At 61.6% G+C, this 20,185-nt stretch carries 19 protein-coding genes and 1 pseudogene; 12 read left to right on the top strand and 8 right to left on the bottom strand.

The window, feature by feature from the left end; all coding sequences use genetic code 11:
• Positions 1-95: 95 nt before the first annotated feature.
• Positions 96-1,058 (bottom strand): LysR family transcriptional regulator, encoded by a 963-nt coding sequence (locus HDE77_RS06030; protein ID WP_184416250.1) that lies wholly within the window; start codon positions 1,056-1,058, stop codon positions 96-98.
• A 287-nt stretch (positions 1,059-1,345) separates the two neighbouring features.
• On the opposite strand from HDE77_RS06030, the gene acnA reads away from it, so the two are divergent.
• Positions 1,346-4,096 carry an aconitate hydratase AcnA gene (acnA, locus tag HDE77_RS06025; protein ID WP_184416249.1) on the top strand — a complete coding sequence of 917 codons (2,751 nt, stop codon included), beginning with the start codon at positions 1,346-1,348 and terminating at the stop codon, positions 4,094-4,096.
• A gap of 63 nt (positions 4,097-4,159) precedes the next feature.
• Here acnA and HDE77_RS06020 read toward each other — a convergent pair whose 3' ends face one another.
• Positions 4,160-4,525, bottom strand: a complete 366-nt coding sequence (locus tag HDE77_RS06020; protein WP_343206062.1) for a hypothetical protein — start codon at positions 4,523-4,525, stop codon at positions 4,160-4,162.
• Between the two features lie 243 nt (positions 4,526-4,768).
• On the opposite strand from HDE77_RS06020, the gene HDE77_RS06015 reads away from it, so the two are divergent.
• Positions 4,769-6,451 carry a long-chain-fatty-acid--CoA ligase gene (locus HDE77_RS06015; protein WP_184416248.1) on the top strand — a complete coding sequence of 561 codons (1,683 nt, stop codon included), beginning with the start codon at positions 4,769-4,771 and terminating at the stop codon, positions 6,449-6,451.
• Positions 6,452-6,576: 125 nt separating this feature from the next.
• Here the strand turns inward: HDE77_RS06015 and HDE77_RS06010 are convergent, their stop codons facing one another.
• A complete protein-coding gene (locus HDE77_RS06010) occupies positions 6,577-6,945 on the bottom strand; it encodes a PilZ domain-containing protein (RefSeq protein WP_184416247.1) in 369 nt (122 codons plus the stop codon).
• A gap of 1,007 nt (positions 6,946-7,952) precedes the next feature.
• Here HDE77_RS06010 and HDE77_RS06005 point away from each other — a divergent pair.
• From HDE77_RS06005 to arsC, 4 genes are read left to right on the top strand one after another with little or no spacing between them, the layout of a single operon-like run.
• Positions 7,953-8,879 (top strand): ScpA family protein, encoded by a 927-nt coding sequence (locus HDE77_RS06005; RefSeq protein WP_184416246.1) that lies wholly within the window; start codon positions 7,953-7,955, stop codon positions 8,877-8,879.
• A gap of 37 nt (positions 8,880-8,916) precedes the next feature.
• On the top strand, positions 8,917-9,768 hold the full coding sequence (scpB, locus tag HDE77_RS06000; RefSeq protein ID WP_184416245.1) for an SMC-Scp complex subunit ScpB: 852 nt from the start codon (positions 8,917-8,919) through the stop codon (positions 9,766-9,768).
• Positions 9,765-11,450, top strand: a complete 1,686-nt coding sequence (locus tag HDE77_RS05995; protein WP_184416244.1) for a pseudouridine synthase — start codon at positions 9,765-9,767, stop codon at positions 11,448-11,450. Before scpB ends, HDE77_RS05995 begins: the two co-directional genes overlap by 4 nt.
• Positions 11,451-11,487: 37 nt before the next feature.
• Positions 11,488-11,832, top strand: a complete 345-nt coding sequence (gene arsC, locus HDE77_RS05990) for an arsenate reductase (glutaredoxin) (RefSeq protein WP_184416243.1) — start codon at positions 11,488-11,490, stop codon at positions 11,830-11,832.
• A gap of 283 nt (positions 11,833-12,115) precedes the next feature.
• On the opposite strand, the gene HDE77_RS05985 is transcribed toward arsC, so the two are convergent.
• The 3 genes from HDE77_RS05985 to HDE77_RS05975 form a co-directional block, all read right to left on the bottom strand.
• Entirely contained in the window at positions 12,116-12,916 is an 801-nt protein-coding gene (locus HDE77_RS05985; protein WP_184416242.1) for an amidohydrolase, read from the bottom strand.
• A 17-nt stretch (positions 12,917-12,933) separates the two neighbouring features.
• Positions 12,934-14,076 carry a pyridoxal phosphate-dependent aminotransferase gene (locus tag HDE77_RS05980; RefSeq protein ID WP_184416241.1) on the bottom strand — a complete coding sequence of 381 codons (1,143 nt, stop codon included), beginning with the start codon at positions 14,074-14,076 and terminating at the stop codon, positions 12,934-12,936.
• Positions 14,077-14,164: 88 nt separating this feature from the next.
• Positions 14,165-15,142: a LysR substrate-binding domain-containing protein gene (locus HDE77_RS05975; RefSeq protein ID WP_184416240.1), complete on the bottom strand. Its 978-nt coding sequence runs from the start codon at positions 15,140-15,142 to the stop codon at positions 14,165-14,167.
• A gap of 112 nt (positions 15,143-15,254) precedes the next feature.
• Between HDE77_RS05975 and HDE77_RS05970 the strand changes: the two genes are divergently transcribed.
• The 6 genes from HDE77_RS05970 to HDE77_RS05945 all read left to right on the top strand — a co-directional run bounded on the left by HDE77_RS05970 (position 15,255) and on the right by HDE77_RS05945 (position 19,502).
• Complete coding sequence (locus HDE77_RS05970) at positions 15,255-15,845, top strand: FMN-dependent NADH-azoreductase (RefSeq protein ID WP_184416239.1); 591 nt, start codon at positions 15,255-15,257, stop codon at positions 15,843-15,845.
• 458 nt (positions 15,846-16,303) lie between these two features.
• Positions 16,304-16,645: a hypothetical protein gene (locus tag HDE77_RS05965; protein WP_184416238.1), complete on the top strand. Its 342-nt coding sequence runs from the start codon at positions 16,304-16,306 to the stop codon at positions 16,643-16,645.
• Positions 16,646-16,649: 4 nt separating this feature from the next.
• Positions 16,650-17,039, top strand: a complete 390-nt coding sequence (locus HDE77_RS05960) for a GntR family transcriptional regulator (protein ID WP_184416237.1) — start codon at positions 16,650-16,652, stop codon at positions 17,037-17,039.
• On the top strand, positions 17,036-17,893 hold the full coding sequence (locus HDE77_RS05955; RefSeq protein WP_184416236.1) for an ABC transporter ATP-binding protein: 858 nt from the start codon (positions 17,036-17,038) through the stop codon (positions 17,891-17,893). The genes HDE77_RS05960 and HDE77_RS05955 overlap by 4 nt, the downstream gene beginning before the upstream one ends.
• Entirely contained in the window at positions 17,890-18,873 is a 984-nt protein-coding gene (locus HDE77_RS05950) for a hypothetical protein (RefSeq protein WP_184416235.1), read from the top strand. The genes HDE77_RS05955 and HDE77_RS05950 overlap by 4 nt, the downstream gene beginning before the upstream one ends.
• 83 nt (positions 18,874-18,956) lie before the next feature.
• The gene (locus tag HDE77_RS05945) at positions 18,957-19,502 is read left to right on the top strand and encodes a hypothetical protein (protein ID WP_184416234.1); all 546 of its coding nucleotides are present in this window, start codon (positions 18,957-18,959) and stop codon (positions 19,500-19,502) included.
• Positions 19,503-19,562: 60 nt separating this feature from the next.
• Here HDE77_RS05945 and aspA read toward each other — a convergent pair.
• Together aspA and HDE77_RS05935 are read right to left on the bottom strand one after the other, a co-directional pair.
• A pseudogene (aspA, locus tag HDE77_RS05940) lies at positions 19,563-19,709 on the bottom strand (aspartate ammonia-lyase); the annotation flags it as partial.
• 64 nt (positions 19,710-19,773) lie between these two features.
• Positions 19,774-20,025 (bottom strand): recombinase family protein, encoded by a 252-nt coding sequence (locus HDE77_RS05935; RefSeq protein WP_184416356.1) that lies wholly within the window; start codon positions 20,023-20,025, stop codon positions 19,774-19,776.
• Positions 20,026-20,185: the final 160 nt, after the last annotated feature.

Raw genomic sequence — 20,185 nt, 5'->3', positions numbered from 1 at the left:
GGGTGGGGTGGGGTCTCTCTTCGCCCAAGATCAAAAGCACCCCCTCCCAACCTCCGCCTACAAGCAGGGGGAGGAGCAAAGCAGTTGGCTTCACGCTACTTCTTGCTTGCCGACCTAGGGGAGATCGCCTTCTCGCCAGTCACCCGCAGCCCCGGCCGTTGCCGCGCCAGCTTGCGCAGCAGCTCGGCGAATGCCTGCAAATCGGTATGCCAGGGTGAGGCTTCGCGCCAATACAGCTCGATTTCACGGCCCGTCGCCTGCCCCTTCAGCTTGGCCAGCACGATGTTCGGCATCGAGGCCAGCCGCTCGTGCGCCAGCGCGGGCACGAGCGAGTAGCCGCCGCGAAGACTGACCAGCGCGGCAAGGCTCTCCAGGCTGACATCCTGCACATGGCCATGCTCGCTACCGTCGCAATCAAGACCTTCCGCGTGGCTCTCGGCCATCAGCGTCGCCTCGACCGGGTCAAGCTGATCCAGCGCAATGCTGCTCTGGCCCGCCAGCGGATGATCGGCACGCAACATCAGTTCCCACGGCTCGAAGAACAATGGCCGCATGGCAATGCCACTGACACCCGGCACCGGTGGTGCCAGCACCGCGTCGAGTTCGCCCTCGTGCAACCGACGCAACAGGCCGCGTGGTTTGCCTTCGGAAATACCCAATCGCGCACCTGGGAAATGCTGGGGAAACGGCGTGATCAGATGCGGCAACAAATACGGTCCCAGCGATGCCGGCACGCCAAGTCGCAATTCGCCACCAAACGCCACGGCGCCGGCACGAGCGACTTGCTGCAGATGCTCGGCGGCAGCGAGCACGGCATCGATCTGCTGCAGCAACTGCTGACCACCAGCGGTCGGCACGATGCGGCGACCACCGCGTTCGAACAACGGCGCACCCAGCGCCTGCTCCACTTTCTGCACCTGATGCGACAGGCCGGACGGGCTGATGTGCATGGCACGCGCCGCACTGTTGAAACTGCCATGGCGATGCACGGCTTGCACCAGCCCGAGATCGCGCAACGAGACAGCGGCGAGAGTCATCGAAATCATCGAACGCTGCATGTCATCAAAGGCGTTTGTGTGCGGTGGTCATCGGGCTCATCCTGTGCGGCGAGGTCACTAGCGTTGGCGCAGTTTACCCGCCGCACCATGCAGGCGTCCCGCGTGTCATTCGCGGGCGGTCTGCATCACCACCAGCGCATCGGTAGCGGGATGGGCGGATCGGTTCGCGGCCATCCGGCGTTTGCGCGATAATTGCGCTTTTGCCGAGCCAGCGAACACCCCATCGCGCATTGGCCATCGCCATTGTTCAGTTATCCCAGCCGCAGGATTCAGCCAGGAGCACTCCCATGAAAGATACCTTTTCCGTACGCGACACCCTTGAGGTCAATGGCCAGCGCCATGTCTTCGCCAGCCTGACCAAGCTTGGCGAGCGCTTTGACCTGAAGCGGCTGCCGTACTCGCTGAAAATCCTGCTGGAAAACCTGCTGCGTCACGAAGACGGCGTGGATGTGACCTCGAAGGAAATCGAGGCGATCGCCCAGTGGGACGCCAAGGCCGAACCGGCTGTCGAAATTGCGTTCATGCCGGCACGCGTCGTGCTGCAGGACTTCACCGGCGTGCCCTGCGTGGTCGACTTGGCGGCGATGCGCGATGCGGTGGTGAAGCTCGGCGGCGATGCCACCCAGATCAATCCGCTGGCCCCGGCAGAATTGGTCATCGACCACTCGGTGCAGGTCGACGTCTACGGTTCGGAAAGCGCGCTGGAGCAGAATGTCGCGATCGAGTTCGAGCGTAACCAGGAGCGCTACTCGTTCCTGCGCTGGGGCCAGAAGGCATTCAACAACTTCAAAGTAGTCCCGCCGCGCACGGGCATCGTGCATCAGGTGAACCTGGAGCATCTGGCGCGCGTCGTGTTCACCGGCGAGATCGACGGCGAGAGCTGGGCGTATCCGGATACCGTGTTCGGCACCGATTCGCACACCACCATGATCAACGGCCTGGGCGTGCTCGGCTGGGGCGTCGGCGGAATCGAAGCCGAGGCCGCGATGCTGGGCCAGCCCTCCTCCATGCTGATCCCGCAGGTGGTCGGCTTCAAGCTCAAGGGCAAGCTGCCCGAAGGCGTCACTGCCACCGACCTGGTGCTTACTGTCACCCAGATGCTGCGCAAGCTCGGCGTGGTGGGTAAGTTCGTCGAATTCTTCGGTAACGGTCTCAAGCACTTGCCGCTGGCCGACCGCGCGACCATTGCGAACATGGCGCCGGAATACGGTGCAACCTGCGGCATCTTCCCGGTCGATCAGGAAGCGCTGAACTACATGCAGTTGTCCGGCCGCAGTGCAGCGCAGATCAAGCTGGTCGAGGCATACGCGAAGGCACAGGGCATGTGGCACGACGAGAACAGCATCGAGCCGACCTTCACCACCACGCTTGAGCTGGACCTGGCCGAAGTGCGCCCGTCGATGGCTGGCCCCAAGCGCCCGCAGGATCGCGTGCTGCTGGAAGCCGTGCAGCAGAGTTTCCACGACGTTGTCGGTTCGCTCACCGCGAACCGCAAACCCAAGAGCAAAGCTTCCGACGACTTCGCCAGCGAGGGCGGAGCCACGGCGATCGGCAACCCGGCCAACGCAATCACCAATAATGGCGTGCGGGTCGAAAAGGACGGTGAGAGCTTCAGCGTCGGCGATGGCTCGGTCGTGATCGCCGCAATCACCTCATGCACCAACACGTCCAACCCGGCGGTGATGCTGGGCGCCGGCCTGGTTGCGAAGAAAGCCGCTGCGCGCGGCCTGAAGGCCAAGCCGTGGGTGAAGACCTCGATCGGGCCGGGCTCGCTGGTGGTCAGCGATTACCTCAAGAAGACCGGCCTGCTGGAGGAGCTAGAGAAGATCGGCTTCTACATCGTCGGCTATGGCTGCACCACCTGCATCGGCAACTCCGGTCCGCTGCCGGCGGAAATCAGCCACGCCATTGGCGAGGGTGATCTGGCGGTGGCCTCGGTGTTGTCGGGCAATCGCAACTTCGAAGGCCGCGTGCATCCGGAAGTGAAGATGAACTACCTGGCCTCGCCGCCGCTGGTCGTTGCCTACGCGCTGGCCGGCACGCTCGATATCGACCTTACCAAGGATGCGCTCGGCACCGGCAGCGACGGCAAGCCGGTGTACCTGAAGGACATCTGGCCGTCCAATCAGGAAATTTCCGACGCGATTGCCGGTGCGATCAATCCGGCCATGTTCGAGAAGAACTACGCCGACGTGTTCAAGGGCGACAGCCGCTGGAACCAGATCGCCTCGCCGGATGGTGCCTTGTTCAAGTGGGACGATTCCACCTACATCAAGAACCCGCCGTACTTCGATGGCATGAGCAAGGAAGCCGGCACGATCGAGGACATTCACGGCGCGAGCGTGCTCGGCCTGTTTGGTGACTCGATCACCACCGACCACATCTCGCCGGCCGGTTCGATCAAGAAGGACAGCCCGGCGGGCCGCTTCCTGATCAGCAAGGGCGTCGAGCCGAAGGACTTCAACTCCTACGGTTCGCGTCGCGGCAATGACGATGTGATGGTGCGCGGCACATTCGCCAACATTCGCATCAAGAACCTGATGCTCAACGGTGTCGAAGGCGGCTTCACGCTGCACGTGCCGAGCGGCGAGCAGCTGGCGATCTATGACGCTGCGGTGAAGTACAAGGCAGCGAAGACGCCGCTGGTGGTGTTCGCCGGCAAGGAATACGGCACCGGTTCTTCGCGTGACTGGGCGGCCAAGGGCACCCTGCTGCTGGGCGTGAAGGCAGTCATCGCCGAGAGCTTCGAGCGCATCCATCGCTCCAATCTGGTCGGCATGGGCGTGCTGCCATGCACGTTCAAGAACGGCGAGAACGCCCAGTCGCTGGGTCTGACCGGCAAGGAAACGTTCGACATCACCGGTCTGGACGACGGCAAATCGAAGGAGGCCACGGTCACCGCCACGGCCGCCGACGGCAGCAAGAAACAGTTCACCGTGCAGGTGATGCTGCTGACTCCGAAAGAGCGCGAGTTCTTCCGCCACGGCGGCATCCTACAGTACGTGCTGCGTCAGCTGGCCGGCAAGAAAGCGGCCTGAGTCTCGGCCACGCTATGTGCAAAACAAAAACGCCTCGGATTTCCGGGGCGTTTTTTTTGTCGACTAGACAGAATGCTTCCAGCTCGCCGTGTAGCAGCGCCACTTGCCGTCCTCATTGCGCCACGCCGACTCTATTTGATAGACGCCAAGCTGGTCGGGAAACAGATGACTGCCGCTGCTCAGCGTGACCGTAAACGTCGCCACCATCCGTTCGCCACGATGCTCGATCGCGATCGGCCCGATCGCCACGCCGATATGCTCGCCACGCAGCGCGATCAACCTGACCATATTGGCCAATGCGCGGTGGTCCAGTTCGCCGGCGTTGCCGTCGACATCGTTGCCAACGAAATCGTCGCTGAGTGGCGCGACAACGTCGCTCGCTACGTTCGCTTCGGCAGCAATGGCGATTGAGGCAATCCCCTGACGCACCTGCACCTCGTCCGGCGTACGTCGACAGCCCGGCAGTGCTATGGCGCACTAGGCGAGGACAATCAACAGGCGGGCGGCTTTTCTCAAACGGAACATATTCGATACTCGATACTCGATGCAGTGCGGCTTGCTGCTGTACGCAGGCGTATGCTCCAATGATCCACGCGCGTGGATCATGATCGAGCACTCACTTTGAAGCCATCATCGACCCGAAGTCATCGACAAGAACAGGGACCCCCAAGCATGAGCAATGAACGTCCGTGGCTGGCCAACTATCCGACGGGAGTCCCCGCACAGATCGACCTCGACACATACGCTTCAGTGGCCGCCGTCATGGAAGAGGCCTTTACGCGTTTTCGTGACCGCCCAGCCTTCACCAACTTCGGCAAGACGCTCGATTATGGCCAGATCGATACATTGAGTCGCCAGTTTGCCGGCTATCTCACTGGCGAGCTCAAGCTTGGCAAGGGTGACCGCATCGCGATCATGATGCCCAACGTGTTGCAGTATCCCATCGCGCTGTTCGGCGCGCTGCGAGCCGGGCTGGTGGTCGTCAACACCAACCCGATGTACACCGCGCGCGAACTCAAGCATCAACTGGAGGATTCCGGCGCCAAGGCGATCGTGGTGCTGGACAACTTTGCCGCGACGCTGCAGCAGGTCGTTGCCGAAACCCACGTGCAGCACATCATCACTACCGGAATCGGCGACCTGTTGGGTGCCAAGGGCGTGCTGATCAACTTCGTGCTGAAGCACGTCAAAAAAATGGTGCCTGCGTTTCATCTGCCGCAGGCCGTGCGCTTTAGCGATGCGCTGACGCGCGGCGCGGCGCATCCGCTGACGCCGGTAGCACTGACTCACGATGACGTCGCGTTCTTGCAGTACACCGGAGGCACCACCGGCGTAGCGAAGGGCGCCATGCTGACCCACGGCAACATGGTCGCCAACATGCTGCAGGCGGGAGCATGGTTCGCTTCGAAGATCCACCCTGGCGAAGAGATCATCATCACCGCGTTGCCGCTGTATCACATCTTTGCGCTGACTTGTAACTGCCTCATCTTCCTGCGCTTCGGCGGGCGAAGCATCCTGATCACCAACCCACGCGACATGCCGGCCTTCGTCAAGGAACTGGCCAGCATCAAGTTCACCGCAATCACCGGCGTGAATACCCTGTTCAATGGTCTGCTGCACACGCCGGGCTTCGACAAGGTGGACTTCTCGCGCCTGCGCATGAGCTTTGGTGGCGGGATGGCGGTGCAGCGCGCGGTCGCAGACAAATGGCAAAAGGTTACCGGTTGCGTCCTTATCGAGGGCTACGGCATGACCGAAAGCTCGCCGGTGGCCACCATCAATCCGCTGGTGGACGGTGCCCGCTTCAGTGGTTCGATCGGCCTGCCGATTCCTTCGACGGACATCAGTATTCAAGACGATGACGGTAAGCAGCTGGCGCTCGGCGAAGTCGGCGAGATTTGCATCCACGGCCCTCAAGTCATGAAGGGCTACTGGAATCAGCCGGTTGAGACCAGCAAGGTGCTGAGCAGTGACGGTTGGCTGCGCACCGGCGATATCGGTCGTATCGACGAGATGGGGCTGGTCTATATCGTCGACCGCAAGAAAGACATGATCCTGGTGTCCGGTTTCAACGTGTATCCCAATGAAGTCGAGGACATCGTCATGCAGCACCCTGGCGTGCTCGAGGTGGCGGCCATTGGCGTTCCCGACGAACATTCCGGCGAGGTGGTGAAGCTGTTCGTGGTGCGCAAGGATCCGAATCTGACCGAAGAAGCGCTCAGGCAATTCACCCGCGAGAATCTGACTGGCTACAAGCGGCCCAAGCTGATCGAGTTTCGCGATGCGTTGCCCAAGAGCAATGTGGGCAAGATCCTGCGTCGCGAGTTGCGCGACGAGAAAAAGACACCGGCTTGAGCGATGGTCCTGGGTGTCCGGGCGGCTCGCGTTGAGCCGCTCAACGGTTCAGACCGGATCTTTCTGATTCCATCCGGTGTGAATCATCATGCCACCTGCGGCACAGGCAGCATGGGTCGCCGCAATCAGCGGTCTTTCCAGTTCTCGAGGATGTCGGCATAGCCGCCCAGCAGGTTCCACAGAGGGACCTGCTTGTCCTCCGGAATGCGGCTGTACGAAAAACCGATGTAATGGTCGGAAATACGCACGACCGCTGCCTCAAGATGAATATGCAGGTTGTGTCCGAAAATCATGTCGAGCACCCAACTCTGTCCGACTTCGCCAGACCAGCCCAGCGGGCGCCGCAACAGCGCGCCGGTGGCGGAGATATCGACCAGTTCGGTCGGGTGCGACTCGCCGCGGCGGCTCATCAGTACCGTCGTTTCGATTTGCATGCGCGCCGGACGCAGCTGCTCCGGTTCCCCACCGCCCATTCCGTTTTTTTCGATCGTCATCGTCGTACCGTCCATTTACGCTTGCGCCACTGGCAAGACGCCAACCCAATCATCCTGAGTCATTCCGACACGTCACTTAACCGACGCACCAGCACTTCTCTCTTCATCAATCCTGGTCATCCAGAGCTCTAGTGAAGTCGCCAGAACGCTTCAAGATAGCCGCAAACGCGATCGCAACCATGCGTGCCCTACCCTCCCCAAGCAATACCGATGCCAGCGTTCGAATGGCGGCGCCAATGCTCGGATTTCATCATGTCGCCGTGTGCGAACGGAGCATCTTGCCCGGGCGGATTCGTTCCCTCGCGACCCGGTCTGGACCAGCCACCTCCCCGTAAGCATGCGTTTCCACCACAGTGCACAGCAAGCTGCCGCAAATCCGCCTGACCCATTCAACCCTGCCCATGCCGAGGGAATATTTGACTGGCTGCGGCTGGACGCAACGTGGGCTCACCCCACGACCATGCACGCCACCACGATGCGTGATGTCGTCGTACCCTGGACAGACACTTTAGGTCACATATCGCCACCTAGTGGCGACGCATTCGGACGGACATCCAACGATCAGCGGCTCAACTGCTAGACTTGTCGCCGCGCAGTCGCTACTCTTCGTCCACGCGTGGCTCCAAGGAAATACGTTTGTCGGTCAACCCGACAGCCCCATGGCGTCCACCCGATGCTCTCAAACCGACCCAATGAACAGTCAAAGGCGTCGCCTTTCACCTTTGACTTGCGCCTTTGCCGTGGCTGACAACCCGGAGCTGGCGTGGCATGGTCGCTCGCGGCCCGCCTGATCGAACCACCAACGAGTGGCTTCATCATGCCCGTTTCGGCGATGGCGCCCGATGCGCCTCGGTTGAAGATGTGAAAGACAGGGCTGTACCTTGGGAACGCCGCCTCACCGCTACGTTTCGAGCACGGACATTCCGCGGGTCGGGCCGACGGTGGAATGAATCCGATTGTGATGAACGCACTGCCAGCCGCTGAAGGCGGCCCAACGACATGTATTGATGAGCACTGAGCCAATCGAGTCTCAGCCGATCGCGGTAACGCAGGACGCGTTTGCGTCGGTACCGCAACAGCAGGAAATGCCGCTAGCCATGGTACGTGGCCAGCCGATGCTGCAAATGCCGCAGGATTTGTACATCCCGCCGGATGCGCTCGAGGTCATTCTCGAGGCGTTCGAGGGGCCGCTGGATCTGCTGCTGTATCTGATACGCCGCCAGAACCTCGACATCCTGGATATCCCGGTCGCCGAGATCACCCGGCAGTACATGACTTACATCGAGCTGATGCGGGACTTGATGCGGCTTGAGCTGGCCGCCGAATACCTGCTGATGGCCGCGATCCTGGCCGAGATCAAATCGCGGTTGCTGCTGCCGCGGCCGCCGACCGAGGAAGGCCTGGAGGACGACCCCCGCGCCGAACTGGTACGGCGTTTGCAGGAATACGAGCGGTTCAAGCGCGCGGCGGAAGACATTGAGGCCCTGCCCCGGCTGGAACGCGACACCGTGGTGGTGCATGCCGAGGTGGGCGAACGCAACGTGATCAAGTTGCCGCCGCCGCTGGAGCTGCAGGAACTGTTGCTGGCGCTGAAAGATGTGATGCATCGGGCCGAATTGTTCGGGCACCACGCGATCAAGCGCGAGGCGCTCAGCGTGCGCCAGCGTATGGGTGAATTGCTGAGCCGGCTCGACGACAACAGCTTCCATCGTTTCGAGAGCCTGTTCGACATCACCGAGGGGCGCCTTGGCATCGTGGTGACGTTCCTGGCGATGCTGGAACTGGGCAAGGAAATGCTGGTGGAAATTCTCCAGGAAACACCGCTGGGACCGATCTACGTGAAGGCAAAGGCAAGCCATCCCGAGGAATCGGTTGACCCAAATGACGACACGCAACCGGGCGAGCCGGCACTGATCGAATCGTCCAACGAATGAAGCTGCACCCATTGAATCGGCATCCGACCTAAGGCTTATGCAGATCGAGCAACTCAAACCGATTATCGAGGCCGCCTTGCTGGCCTCCAGCCAGCCGATGACGATTCATCAGCTGGGTGACCTGTTCAACGAAGCCGACGACGTCGGCCAGGAGCAGATCGCCAAGGTGCTGGAAGCGCTGACCGAAGATTGCGAAGGCCGCGGCGTCGAACTGAAGCAGGTCGCCTCCGGTTTCCGCTATCAGGTACGCCAGGAAGTACATCCGTGGATCTCGCGGATGTGGACCGAAAAGCCCAGCCGCTATTCGCGTGCGCTGCTGGAAACGCTGGCGCTGATCGCCTACCGCCAGCCGATCACCCGCCCCGAAATCGAACAGATCCGCGGCGTGGTGGTGTCCTCCAACATCATCAAGACGATGGAGGAGCGCGAATGGATCCGCGTGGTCGGTTACCGCGATGTGCCCGGCAAGCCGGCCTTGTTTGGCACGACTCGCGCCTTTCTCGACTACTTCAATCTGAAATCGCTGGATCAGTTGCCGCCGCTGTCGGAAATCCGCGACATGGAAGATCCGCAGCTGCGCTTCGAGCAGGAACCGCTGACCGTCCGCATTGCGCGCGATCTGCCGATCGATCCGGACGAAGAAACTCCGGCAGACGACGTCGATGTTGTCGACGCGGATACTGCCGAAATTGATATTGCTACTGACGACACCACCCAGATTACGGCCGACGCCCCTGCGACGGCCACTTCATCCGAGACCGACGAATCCAGCCCCGAAACGAGCTCATCCGCCGAGATCCCGACTACCACTGCCGACGAGGCAGCGAACCCCGCCGCGGATGTCGAACCCGACACTGCCGAGCAAGATACTGAGGAGTACCGCGCATGACTGCGCCGCAAAAATCCGTTTTATCCCTGAAGCGCGAAACGCGCACCGAGACCGACGCGCCCGCGCTGGAAGAGCGCCTGCACAAGGTGCTGGCGAACGCCGGCCTCGGTTCGCGCCGCATGCTTGAAGTGCGCATCCAGTCCGGCGAAGTCGAACTGAACGGCAATCCGGCCGAAATCGGCAACAGCGTGCACGCTGGCGACCGGGTCGTGATCGACGGCAAGCAGTTCGTCGTCGCCACCGACAGCCGCGACGACACCGAAGTGCTGGTTTATCACAAGCCCGAGGGCGTGCTGACCACCCGCGACGACCCCGAAGGTCGCCCCACCGTGTTCGAACAGCTGCCTCGCCTGAAGGGCGCGCGCTGGGTCGCCGTGGGCCGGCTGGACATCAACACCACCGGCCTGCTGCTGCTGACCACCGATGGTGAGCTGGCCAATGCGCTGATGCATCCGAAGAGCGGTCTCGAGCGCGAATACCTGTGCCGCGTGCACGGCGAAGTGCCCGACGAGATCATCGAGAAGCTCAAGGCCGGCGTGGAACTGGAAGACGGTCCCGCACGCTTCGACGAAATCGCTGTGATCAGCCGCGGCGGTAGCCACAGCTGGTTCCGCGTCGTGATCCGCGAAGGCCGCAACCGCGAAGTTCGCCGCCTGTGGGATTCGCAGGGTTTCCTGGTCAGCCGCCTCAAGCGCATCCGCTACGGCAAGATCGAACTGCCGCGCAATCTGCGTCGCGGCGACTGCGAGCCACTCGACGCGGAAACCGTCAAGCAGCTGCGCCAGACCACCGGCCTCGGCGTACCGCAGCCGGTGCTGACGCTGAGCCCGGTGCTGCATCAGCGCCGCGCCAATCGCAGCGTCACCGAATATCGCCCCGAAAGCGGCAGCAGCAAAGCCTGGACCGGTGGTCAGGACGAAGCCCGCGAACTGCGCGCCTACGACCGCATCCGCGAAGAGCCGGTGCGCGGTCGCAAGCCGCCCCGTCGCGATGGCAAGGAAGTGAACGGCAATCTCGTGCGCCCCGAGCGCGGTGCCGGCGGCCCCAACCGTGGTGGCGGCAAGGGTCGGCGCGTGGCGCCGGGTCAGGAACTGCCGTCGGTACGTACCTGGTTTGCCGGCGAAACCCGCGAAGGCGGTGGTCGCCATACCGGTGCACCGCGTGGCAATGCCGCAGGCGCCGCAGCGCCGGGCAATCGTCGCCCAGCAGGTGCCGGTGGCAAGCCGTTTGGTGCGCGTACTGGTGGCGAAGGCCGCGGTGCTGGCAGCCCCTACAGTGGCTTTGGCGGCGAATCACGTGGCACCGGCGGCGGCAATCGCGCGCCCGGTGGCCGACCTGCACATGGTGGTCGTCCGCAAGGCCAAGGCAATCAGGCGCACGGTAATCAGTCACATGGCAATCAAGCGCATGGCAACCAGGCGCACGGCAATGCACCGCCTGGCAACACTTCCTACAGCAACCAGGCACACGGCAACGCGCGCCCATTCGCCCAGGGTGGTGCACGTCCGCAAGGCCAGGGTGGCAATCGTCCGCAAGGTGCCGGTCGCCCGCAGGGCCAGGGCGGCAATCGATCGCACGGAGGTGGTGGTGCCAGACCACAAGGTCACGGTGGCCCCGCCGGCGGACGTCCGCCAGGCCGCGGTGGTAGCGGTGGTGGTGGCAATCGTTCGGGCAATCGCTGAGCCACGACTCGACATGACCATTCGAGGCAGTTGAGCGATGGTGCGCATCTATCACAATACCCGCTGCTCCAAATCGCGCGCGACGCTGGCGTTGCTGGAGCAGCACGTCGGCACATACGAAGTGATCAACTACCTCGATTCGCCCCCGAGCACTGCCGAACTGGACGTGTTGTTGAACCAGCTCGGCATGACGGCGCGCGAACTGCTGCGCACTGGTGAGGCCGAGTATCAATCACTCGGGCTGGACGATCCTGCATTGGACGATGCAACGTTGATTGCAGCGATGGTGGCGCATCCGAAACTGATCGAGCGCCCCATCGTGGTCGTCAACGGCAAAGCGGTCATCGGCCGGCCTCCGGAAGCGGTGCTGGCGATACTCTGAGGCTCGTACTGGTAGCGCGTATCCGGCTGGTAGCGCCTATCCGGCGGAAAGCCGCTCGCCCAGGCGTACAGGCGTGGAGCTGCAGTGCCAAAGTCGAAGGGTGTACCTCGAGTGCCTTCGACTTCGCTGCGCTACGCTCAGGGCGAACGGAACGTGCGCGAAGGGTGCGCAAAGTGGAGCTCGCCTTGGTGGACTTGGAGGCTTGCAGAAACTGCGGTCAAAGTTCAGTTTGAAGTGCTGGCAATAGAGTGCGCGATGCGTAACAGATGCTCGCCCAGCTCGCTCAACTCAGGTCTAGTGTGAATGCATCCGCATCCATCCATGCCGGGAAACGTTCGCGCTGAGCGAGCAGTGGCGCCGGATCAAGCGTCACCGTCACCACCTGTTCCTGGCTGCCCAGTTCCAGCAACGTCTCGCCGAGCGGATCGATGACTGAACTGTCGCCGGCATACGGCAGGTCGTTGCCATCCACGCCCACCCGGTTCACGCCAATCACATAGCTGAAGTTCTCGATCGCCCGTGCGCGCAGCAGTGTGCGCCAGTGCTGTCGACGCGGTGCTGGCCAGTTTGAGGGGAACAAGGCGAGATCGTAGTCCATGCCACCGTTGGCGGAGGCCAGCCGGCGATTGCGTATCCACACCGGAAAGCGCAGGTCATAACAAACCTGAGGCAGGATACGCCAGCCCTTCAGCTCGACAATCAAGCGCTCGTTGCCGCCACCGTAGCGGGTGTGCTCGCCGGCCATGCGGAACAGGTGGCGCTTGTCGTATTGCGCATAGCTACCTTCCGGTGTGACCCACAGCAACCGGTTGTAGACGACGTCGTTTTCGCGGATCGCCAGGCTGCCGCAAATCACCGCGCCGACCTCGACCGCCAGCGCGCGCAACCAGGCCACGCTTTCGCCGTCCATGCTTTCGGCGCTGGCGCGGGTATCGTTGCTGAAGCCGGACAGGAACGTTTCCGGCAGCACGATCAGATCGCTGCCGATCGATTGCCGAACCAGGGCCCCGTAATACTCACGATTGGCCGGCGCGTCATGCCAGCGCGTGGCGCCCTGCACCAGCGAGACCTTCAAAGTCTGCATATTCACTCCAGATGCGCTCATAGCTGACCTAGCCGCTCTGCTGCTGCATCCATCGTCGCATCGCTCTTGGCAAAACACAGACGCAACAGACGTGTATTCGGCGCGCTGTCATAGAACGGCGTCAGCGGAATGGCGGCCACTCCGCCGTGCTGCACCAGCCAGCGGCTGAACGCGAGATCGTCTTCATCGCGGATCGCCGAGTAGTCGACCAGCTGGAAATAACCACCCAGCACATCAAGCAACTTAAAGCGCGATGGCTTGAGCAGCGCGCGGAAGCGATCGCGCTTGGCCTGATAGAACGCCGGCAATTCCAGATAGTGTTCCGGATGGCTGGCCATAAACTCAGCAAAGGCCACCTGCGCCGGATGGAATGTGCAGAACGTCAGGTACTGATGCACCTTGCGGAACTCGGCCGACAGCGCTTTGGGCGCCACCGCATAGCCCACTTTCCAGCCGGTGCAGTGGTAGGTCTTGCCGAACGAGGAAATCACGATGCTGCGCTCGGCCAGTTCCGGATGACGCAACACGCTTTCGTGCTGCGCGCCGTCATAGACGATATGTTCGTAAACCTCATCGGACAACACGACGATATCGGTGTCGCGCACAATCGCCGCCAGCTCTTCCAGATCGGCCGCCGACAGCACCGCACCCGAAGGGTTGTGCGGGCTATTGATCAGGATCATCCGCGTCTTCGATGTGAGCGCATCACGCACGCGTTGCCAATCGACGCCAAAGGCCGGAACGGTCAACGGGATATGCACCGCCCGCGCACCCTGAAGCTCGATCGCAGGTTCGTAACTGTCGTAGGCCGGATCGAACACGATCACTTCATCGCCGGCACGTACGACCGCGGCGATCGCCGAGAACAATGCCTCGGTGGCACCCGAGGTGACGGTGATTTCGCTGTCGACATCGACCTTGCGTCCGTACAGCCGCTCGGTTTTCGCTGCGATCTGTTCACGCAGCGCGGCGATGCCATGCATGGGCGCGTATTGGTTGCGACCTTCGTTCATGGCCCGGGTCAGCGCGTCGCGCAGAGGCTGCGGCGGCTCAAAATCCGGAAAGCCCTGACCAAGGTTGACCGCCTTATGTTCCAGCGCCAGCTGGCTCATAACGCTGAAGATGGTCGTACCGACTTTCGGGAGTTTGGTTGATATCATCGTTCGGCCGTCTGGATGTCTATAAAGTTCGCAGCGTACTGCATCAGCGATGTCGCGCGCATCCTGCGGCACACATCGCTTGTGCACATCAGGGTTTGCCAGGCAGATCGTTCAGCGGGCGCGTCTTGCATTGCTCATGTTTCAGCAAGGTCGCTTCCGGCAGCCGCTCGGCGAGAAAATCGACCAGCGCCCGCACTCCTGGCAACATGCCGCGCCGGCTGGGGTAAACGAAATGCATGATGCCTTCGGGCACGCTCCAATCCGGCAGCACCACTTCCAGGTCGCCTCGCGTGATCGCCGGCGCACAGACGAAATCCGGCAGCAGGGTCACCCCCATGCCGCGACGAGCTGCCTCCAGCAATACGGCAAAGTCCCCGGAGATCAAGCGTGCCTGCATTTCCACGTTGACCTGCTGTCCTGCGGCGCCAACCAGCTCCCACAGCTGGGCGCCTTCATGCTCACGCATCGAGAGGCCCGGCAGTTTTGCCAGTTCGTCAGGTTTGCTGGGACGCCCAAGCGTATCGAGCAAGGTCGGGCTGGCCACCAGCAGGGTGCGCGACTGGCCAAAACTGCGGATCACCAGGTTGGCGTCGGTATCCAGTTTGGTGCGCACGCGGATAGCGAGATCGCACCCCTCGCCGATCACGTCGACGCGGCGATCGCTGGACATCACGCGCACCTGCATCTTCGGATATAGCGCGAGAAAATCCGGCAGCACATGGGCCAGCACGGTTTGCGTCAGCGAAACGGGACAACTCAGGCGCACCACGCCACGTGGCTCGGCACGCAACTCGTCCACCGCGTCCTGCGCCGCCTGCGCCTCTTCCAGCACCGCACGGCAATGCGCGTAGAAGCGCTCGCCGACTTCGGTGACCACGAAACGTCGCGTGGTCCGCTGCAGCAGGCGCACCCCAAGCCGCTCCTCCAACTGGGCCACTCTTTTGCTCAGGCGGGATTTCGGCACGCCCAGAGCACGTCCAGCGGCGGAAAAGCCGCCGTGTTCGACCACGGCTGCAAAAAAGTACAGGTCATTGAGATCCTGCAGGGCACCGCCCAACACGGTCATGATCGTTTCCATTCAAGAACGATAAGTCTGATTCTTGCCATCTTATCACCGCATTGTTCCAGACGTAGGCTGATCACATCGCCGGTCAACCGGCTCAGTCAGGAACCTCATCATGAAACTGTTGCATATCGATTCCAGCGCCCTGGGTAGCTATTCGGTCTCGCGCCAGCTGACCGCCGACATCGTAGCCGAGCTGAAGCGCCGCACGCCGGGCATCAAGGTCCAGTACCGCGACCTGGCTGCCGAACCGCTGCCGCATTGGACACCCGTGGCTGATGCCAGCGACCCCGCTGCCGTATTGGGTACCCAGGTGCTGGAGGAATTCCTGGACGCCGACGTCGTCTTGATCGGCTCGCCCATGTACAACTTCGGCATTTCCAGCCAACTCAAAGCGTGGATCGACCGTATTTCCGTGGCTGGCAAGACCTTCCGCTACACCGAGAAGGGCCCTGAAGGCCTGGCTGGCGACAAGCAGGTGATCATCGCCTCCAGTCGTGGCGGCCAGTACAGCGAAGGTCCGGCTGCAGCCTTCGACTTCCAGGAAGCCTACCTGCGCGCCGTGTTCGGGTTCATCGGTATCACCGAGCCGGAGTTTGTCCGCGCCGAAGGACTTGCCATCAGTGACGAGCACAAGGCGGGCGCCATTGCGTCTGCACGGGCCTCGATCGGCGCGATCAACGCACTGACGGCTAAAGCCGCCTAAGCTTTCACCGAATAGTGTGCGCAACGGCCCTTCGGGGCCGTTTGCGTTTGTGTCGGCGGGTGTCTGGAGCAGGTCAAACCACTGAATGAAAGGCCCTGGCGCGTGAGATCCAGGATCGCCGCGGGCCAAGCAAATACTGGCCGCGCCAGAGCTAACGCGGAACGCGGCGAGAAACTTGCCGCCTCACCTGCCCGCCCCCACCAAGAAACCCTACTGACGATGTCTGTCAGCGGCGACGATTGATGGTCGCCCCCCCCCCGGCCGCGCCCGGCGGCCCTGCTGTGGCTATCACGACGTAACGGCGCTCTCTCCTGATTCGGCGCCAGCCAATCCACCCCTTCTTTCGCCATATAGGCCATCAGTCATGTTGAAAAACGCAAATCGACTGTTGACAGCTCGAAAGTCGGTGTTATAGTTCACTACAACACCACCCAACGAGCTCACTAAGGAGACACGTCATGAAAGCGCAAAACGTCATCGCCATCGCCGCTGCCGTGTTGTTTACCAGCGCCAGCTTGTTCACCACCGTCAGCCTGAGCGGCACACATTCCAATGGCAGCCCGCAGGCGCCGAGCGAAATCAACGGCCGCAAAGTCATCGACCTGGCACCCGTCAATGTTTACCCGAGTGCCGAGGAACGTCGCGCCGCCGCCCTGCTGGCAGACATCGACGTAGTAGGTATCGCAACGATTCCGGCCTTTAGTCGCATGGGCGGCGCCGAGCAGGCAAGCCTGGCCGGATCCCCGTTGGCCATGCCCTACTATTCGTTTGGCAAATTCGGTCGCATTGGCAAGGAATAACTTCATGTCCATTACCTGGAACGACAGCGTCCCGATCTACCGCCAACTGCATCAGCACGTGGTCGCGATGATCCTGGACGGCGCCTTGAACGAGGGCGACCCGCTGCCGTCGGTACGCCAAGTGGCCGCGGATTTTCAAATCAATCCGCTGACCGTCTCCAAGGCGTACCAGGAACTGGTCGACGAACAACTGGTTGAAAAACGGAGGGGATTGGGCATGTTCGTCATCGAAGGCGCCCGCGAGGCGCTGCTGAAATCGGAACGCGAGCGGTTCCTGCGCGAAGAATGGCCAGTCCTGTTTGCACGACTGGAACGACTGGGACTGGATCTCAAGACGCTGATGCGCGAAGCACACGCCGACAAAGACCAGGCAAACAAGGAGGATCAATCATGAGCGCGGTGATCACGGCCAGTGGCCTGAGCAAGCAGTACAAGTCCTCGCTGGCGCTGGACAACGTGAGTTTTCAGATCGCACCCGGTCGCATCGTGGGCTTGATCGGCCCCAACGGGGCCGGCAAGACCACCGCGCTGAAGGCCATTCTTGGCCTCACCGACTTCACCGGCGAACTCAACGTGCTTGGCTTCGATCCACGCAAGCAGCGCGACAGTCTGATGGGCGAAGTCTGCTTCATTGCGGATGTCGCGGTGCTGCCACGCTGGATCCGCGTGCATGAGGTGGTCGACTTTGTCGCCAACGTGCATCCGCGCTTCGACCGCAAGAAATGCGAGGCATTTTTGGCCCGCACCAAACTCACGCCCAACCAGCGCGTGCGGCAGATGTCGAAGGGCATGATCGTGCAGCTGCACCTGGCGCTGGTCATGGCGATCGACGCCCGCTTGCTGATCCTGGACGAACCGACTCTCGGCCTGGACATCCTCTATCGCAAGCAGTTCTACCAGAACCTGCTGGAAGACTACTTCGACGAGAACAAGACGATCATCGTCACCACTCATCAAGTGGAAGAGGTCGAACACATCCTCACCGACCTGATGTTTATCCGTGACGGCAAGATCGTGCTGGACGCCGACATGGACGCGATCGGCGAACGCTTTATCGAAGTGATGGTGAACGCCGACAAAGCCCCCGCCGCCCGTGCATTGAAGCCATTGGACGAGCGCCAGGTATTCGGCAAGAGCATTTTTCTGTTCGACGGTGTCGAGCGCGCGCAACTGGAGGCCATGGGCGAAGTCCGCCGGCCTTCCGTCAGCGACCTGTTCGTCGCCACCATGAAGGAAACCTACGCATGAAAACCTTCTATTGGCTGGTCAAGCGCGAGTTCTGGGAACATCGGGGCAGCTTTCTGTGGGCGCCCATCATCACCGGCGGCGTCATGCTGCTGCTGACCTTGATGAGCCTTGTTACCAGCGAAGTGTTCCGCGCGCGTCGCGGTGTGCAAGTCCAAGGTATCGACTTCAACACGATCACGGCGCACATGGGCCCCGATGCACTGCAAACCATCGGCAAGGCACTGGACGTAATCATCCTGGCGCCCATTGTGTTGATCGGCATCGTGATGTTCCTGGTGGTGTTCTTCTACTGCCTGGGTTCGCTGTACGACGATCGTCGTGACCGCAGTATCCTGTTCTGGAAATCGTTACCCATCTCCGATCGCGATACAGTGCTTTCCAAGGCTTTCTGCGCCACCGTACTGGTACCGGCCATTGCCATCGTCACTAGCGTGGTTACCGGTTTGCTGATCATGGTCATGATGGCGATCACCGCCTCGCTGCATGGTGCAAACCTGTGGCAGATGCTGTGGACACTGCCGCATCCATTCAACATCGCTGCCAGCATGCTCAGCTGCATCCCGTTGTATGTGGTCTGGGCGCTGCCCACCGTGGGTTGGTTGATGCTGTGTTCGGCATGGGCTCGCAACAAGCCCTTCCTGTGGGCGCTGATCATCCCGATTGGTAGCGGCATCTTCGTCAGCTGGTTCAACCTGATGGGTCTGTTCAACCTGAGCGACAAGTGGTTCTGGGGCAATATGGTGGCGCGTTCACTGCTCAGCGTGATTCCTGGCGGCTGGATCCCCGGACAGCTGTTCGACCATGGCAACTCGCAGATCGATCTCGCTGGCGCCGACGGGCATCAAGTCTTCTCCAGTGCGCTCGCCGTGTCGCACAACTATGCGCTGCTGGCTTCACCTGAATTCCTGGTCGGTGCGGTGGCAGGTGCAGCAATGATCGTCGGCGCCATCTGGTTCCGCCGCTGGCGCGACGACAGCTGATGCGACGGGCAGCCGTGCAGGGAGCAACCTGCCCGGCTGCCGCCATGGCAACGACGCACACCGCCATACTGAAGGAGTCCAAGATGAGGCCTTACCTGTTACCTCTAATGTTTCTGATCGTCGTAGGCGTTGCCGGCTGCAATATCAGTGACAACGACGACACCGTCACCGACCACATCAGCATCCACGAAGGCAGCATCGCGGTTCATGCACCCGGCCGTGCCGATGCCGATATCACCGCCGCAGGTGACCTGAGCATCGCCGGTACAAGCGTCCCGGTAACGACGCCGGAGCGCGACCTGCTCACGCATTACTACACCACGGCACTGACCCTGCGCGATCACGGCATAGCCACCGGCAAGGCAGGCATGGCTACGGCAAGCAAAGCGCTCAGCAGCGTGGCGTCCGGCCTGGCCAGCGGCAACACCGACAAGATCGACAGTGAAGTCAACGCCAGTGCAGCCAAGGTCGAGGCTCAGGCGGCCCTGGTATGCAACGATCTGGCTGACCTCAGAACAACCCAGGAAACATTGGCCGGTCAACTTTCGGCGTTTCAACCCTATGCGTTGATCAAGGCCCATGAAGCCGATGACTGTCTGCGTGGCCTGAAAGACCACCATCGCGGCTGATCACCGAGTCGCCCGAATAAAAAGCCGCCTACGGGCGGCTTTTTATTCGCCTGCATCGGATTACTCGCCGTGGATGCTACCCCCAGGCAGGGTCAGCGGGTCGAGCAAACGTTTCAGCTTTTCCTTCAACAATCCGGTGGCTTCCAACGCCACGTCCATGATCGGTCGTTTTTCCTTGAGGCCCTGCTTGGCAGTCGCTGCACCCTTCCTCGCTGCACGGCGCCAACCTCCGGCAGATGCTGTGGACACCCGCATCGGTTCGAGCGAAAGGCTATTTTTTTTCCTTGAGTGCATTCACGATCTTAAGCAGGTGCGGCGGCGAACGGCCGAGGCGGTCCAGCTTCCAAACGACGAGCAAATCGCTCGGTAGGACGAACGCCAGCGCTTGGATCAAACCCGATCGATCATCCTTGGCACCAGAGGCGTGATCCTCAAACAGATGTCGAGCATCAAAGCCAGCCCCCAGTAGGGCATCGCGTTGCAGATCTGCGCTCTGTTGGCCTGAGTCTGAGAGCTCTGTCAGCCTGCGACTTTGTGCTCTGTCAGCCTGAGTCTCTGTATTCTGTCGCCCTGAGTCATTTTGCTTTGTCGGCCTGATTCTGAGTTCTCTGTCGGCCCGAGCCTGAGTGCTCTGTCGGTCTGAGTCTTTGTGCTATGTCGGTCTGAGTCCGATGAAATGCGCA

The sequence above is a fragment of the Rhodanobacter sp. MP7CTX1 genome (assembly GCF_014205795.1).
In the GTDB taxonomy this organism is placed as follows: domain Bacteria; phylum Pseudomonadota; class Gammaproteobacteria; order Xanthomonadales; family Rhodanobacteraceae; genus Rhodanobacter.
This window is presented reverse-complemented; position numbering and strand designations above follow the sequence as displayed.

Excerpts from the sequence above, each read along its gene's own strand:
- HDE77_RS06030 (WP_184416250.1), bottom strand. The coding sequence starts at position 1,058 with ATGCAGCGTTCGATGATTTCGATGACTCTCGCCGCTGTCTCGTTGCGC.
- acnA (WP_184416249.1), top strand. The coding sequence starts at position 1,346 with ATGAAAGATACCTTTTCCGTACGCGACACCCTTGAGGTCAATGGCCAG.
- HDE77_RS06015 (WP_184416248.1), top strand. The coding sequence starts at position 4,769 with ATGAGCAATGAACGTCCGTGGCTGGCCAACTATCCGACGGGAGTCCCC.
- HDE77_RS06010 (WP_184416247.1), bottom strand. The coding sequence starts at position 6,945 with ATGACGATCGAAAAAAACGGAATGGGCGGTGGGGAACCGGAGCAGCTG.
- HDE77_RS06005 (WP_184416246.1), top strand. The coding sequence starts at position 7,953 with ATGAGCACTGAGCCAATCGAGTCTCAGCCGATCGCGGTAACGCAGGAC.
- scpB (WP_184416245.1), top strand. The coding sequence starts at position 8,917 with ATGCAGATCGAGCAACTCAAACCGATTATCGAGGCCGCCTTGCTGGCC.
- HDE77_RS05995 (WP_184416244.1), top strand. The coding sequence starts at position 9,765 with ATGACTGCGCCGCAAAAATCCGTTTTATCCCTGAAGCGCGAAACGCGC.
- arsC (WP_184416243.1), top strand. The coding sequence starts at position 11,488 with ATGGTGCGCATCTATCACAATACCCGCTGCTCCAAATCGCGCGCGACG.
- HDE77_RS05985 (WP_184416242.1), bottom strand. The coding sequence starts at position 12,916 with ATGCAGACTTTGAAGGTCTCGCTGGTGCAGGGCGCCACGCGCTGGCAT.
- HDE77_RS05980 (WP_184416241.1), bottom strand. The coding sequence starts at position 14,076 with ATGATATCAACCAAACTCCCGAAAGTCGGTACGACCATCTTCAGCGTT.
- HDE77_RS05975 (WP_184416240.1), bottom strand. The coding sequence starts at position 15,142 with ATGACCGTGTTGGGCGGTGCCCTGCAGGATCTCAATGACCTGTACTTT.
- HDE77_RS05970 (WP_184416239.1), top strand. The coding sequence starts at position 15,255 with ATGAAACTGTTGCATATCGATTCCAGCGCCCTGGGTAGCTATTCGGTC.
- HDE77_RS05965 (WP_184416238.1), top strand. The coding sequence starts at position 16,304 with ATGAAAGCGCAAAACGTCATCGCCATCGCCGCTGCCGTGTTGTTTACC.
- HDE77_RS05960 (WP_184416237.1), top strand. The coding sequence starts at position 16,650 with ATGTCCATTACCTGGAACGACAGCGTCCCGATCTACCGCCAACTGCAT.
- HDE77_RS05955 (WP_184416236.1), top strand. The coding sequence starts at position 17,036 with ATGAGCGCGGTGATCACGGCCAGTGGCCTGAGCAAGCAGTACAAGTCC.
- HDE77_RS05950 (WP_184416235.1), top strand. The coding sequence starts at position 17,890 with ATGAAAACCTTCTATTGGCTGGTCAAGCGCGAGTTCTGGGAACATCGG.
- HDE77_RS05945 (WP_184416234.1), top strand. The coding sequence starts at position 18,957 with ATGAGGCCTTACCTGTTACCTCTAATGTTTCTGATCGTCGTAGGCGTT.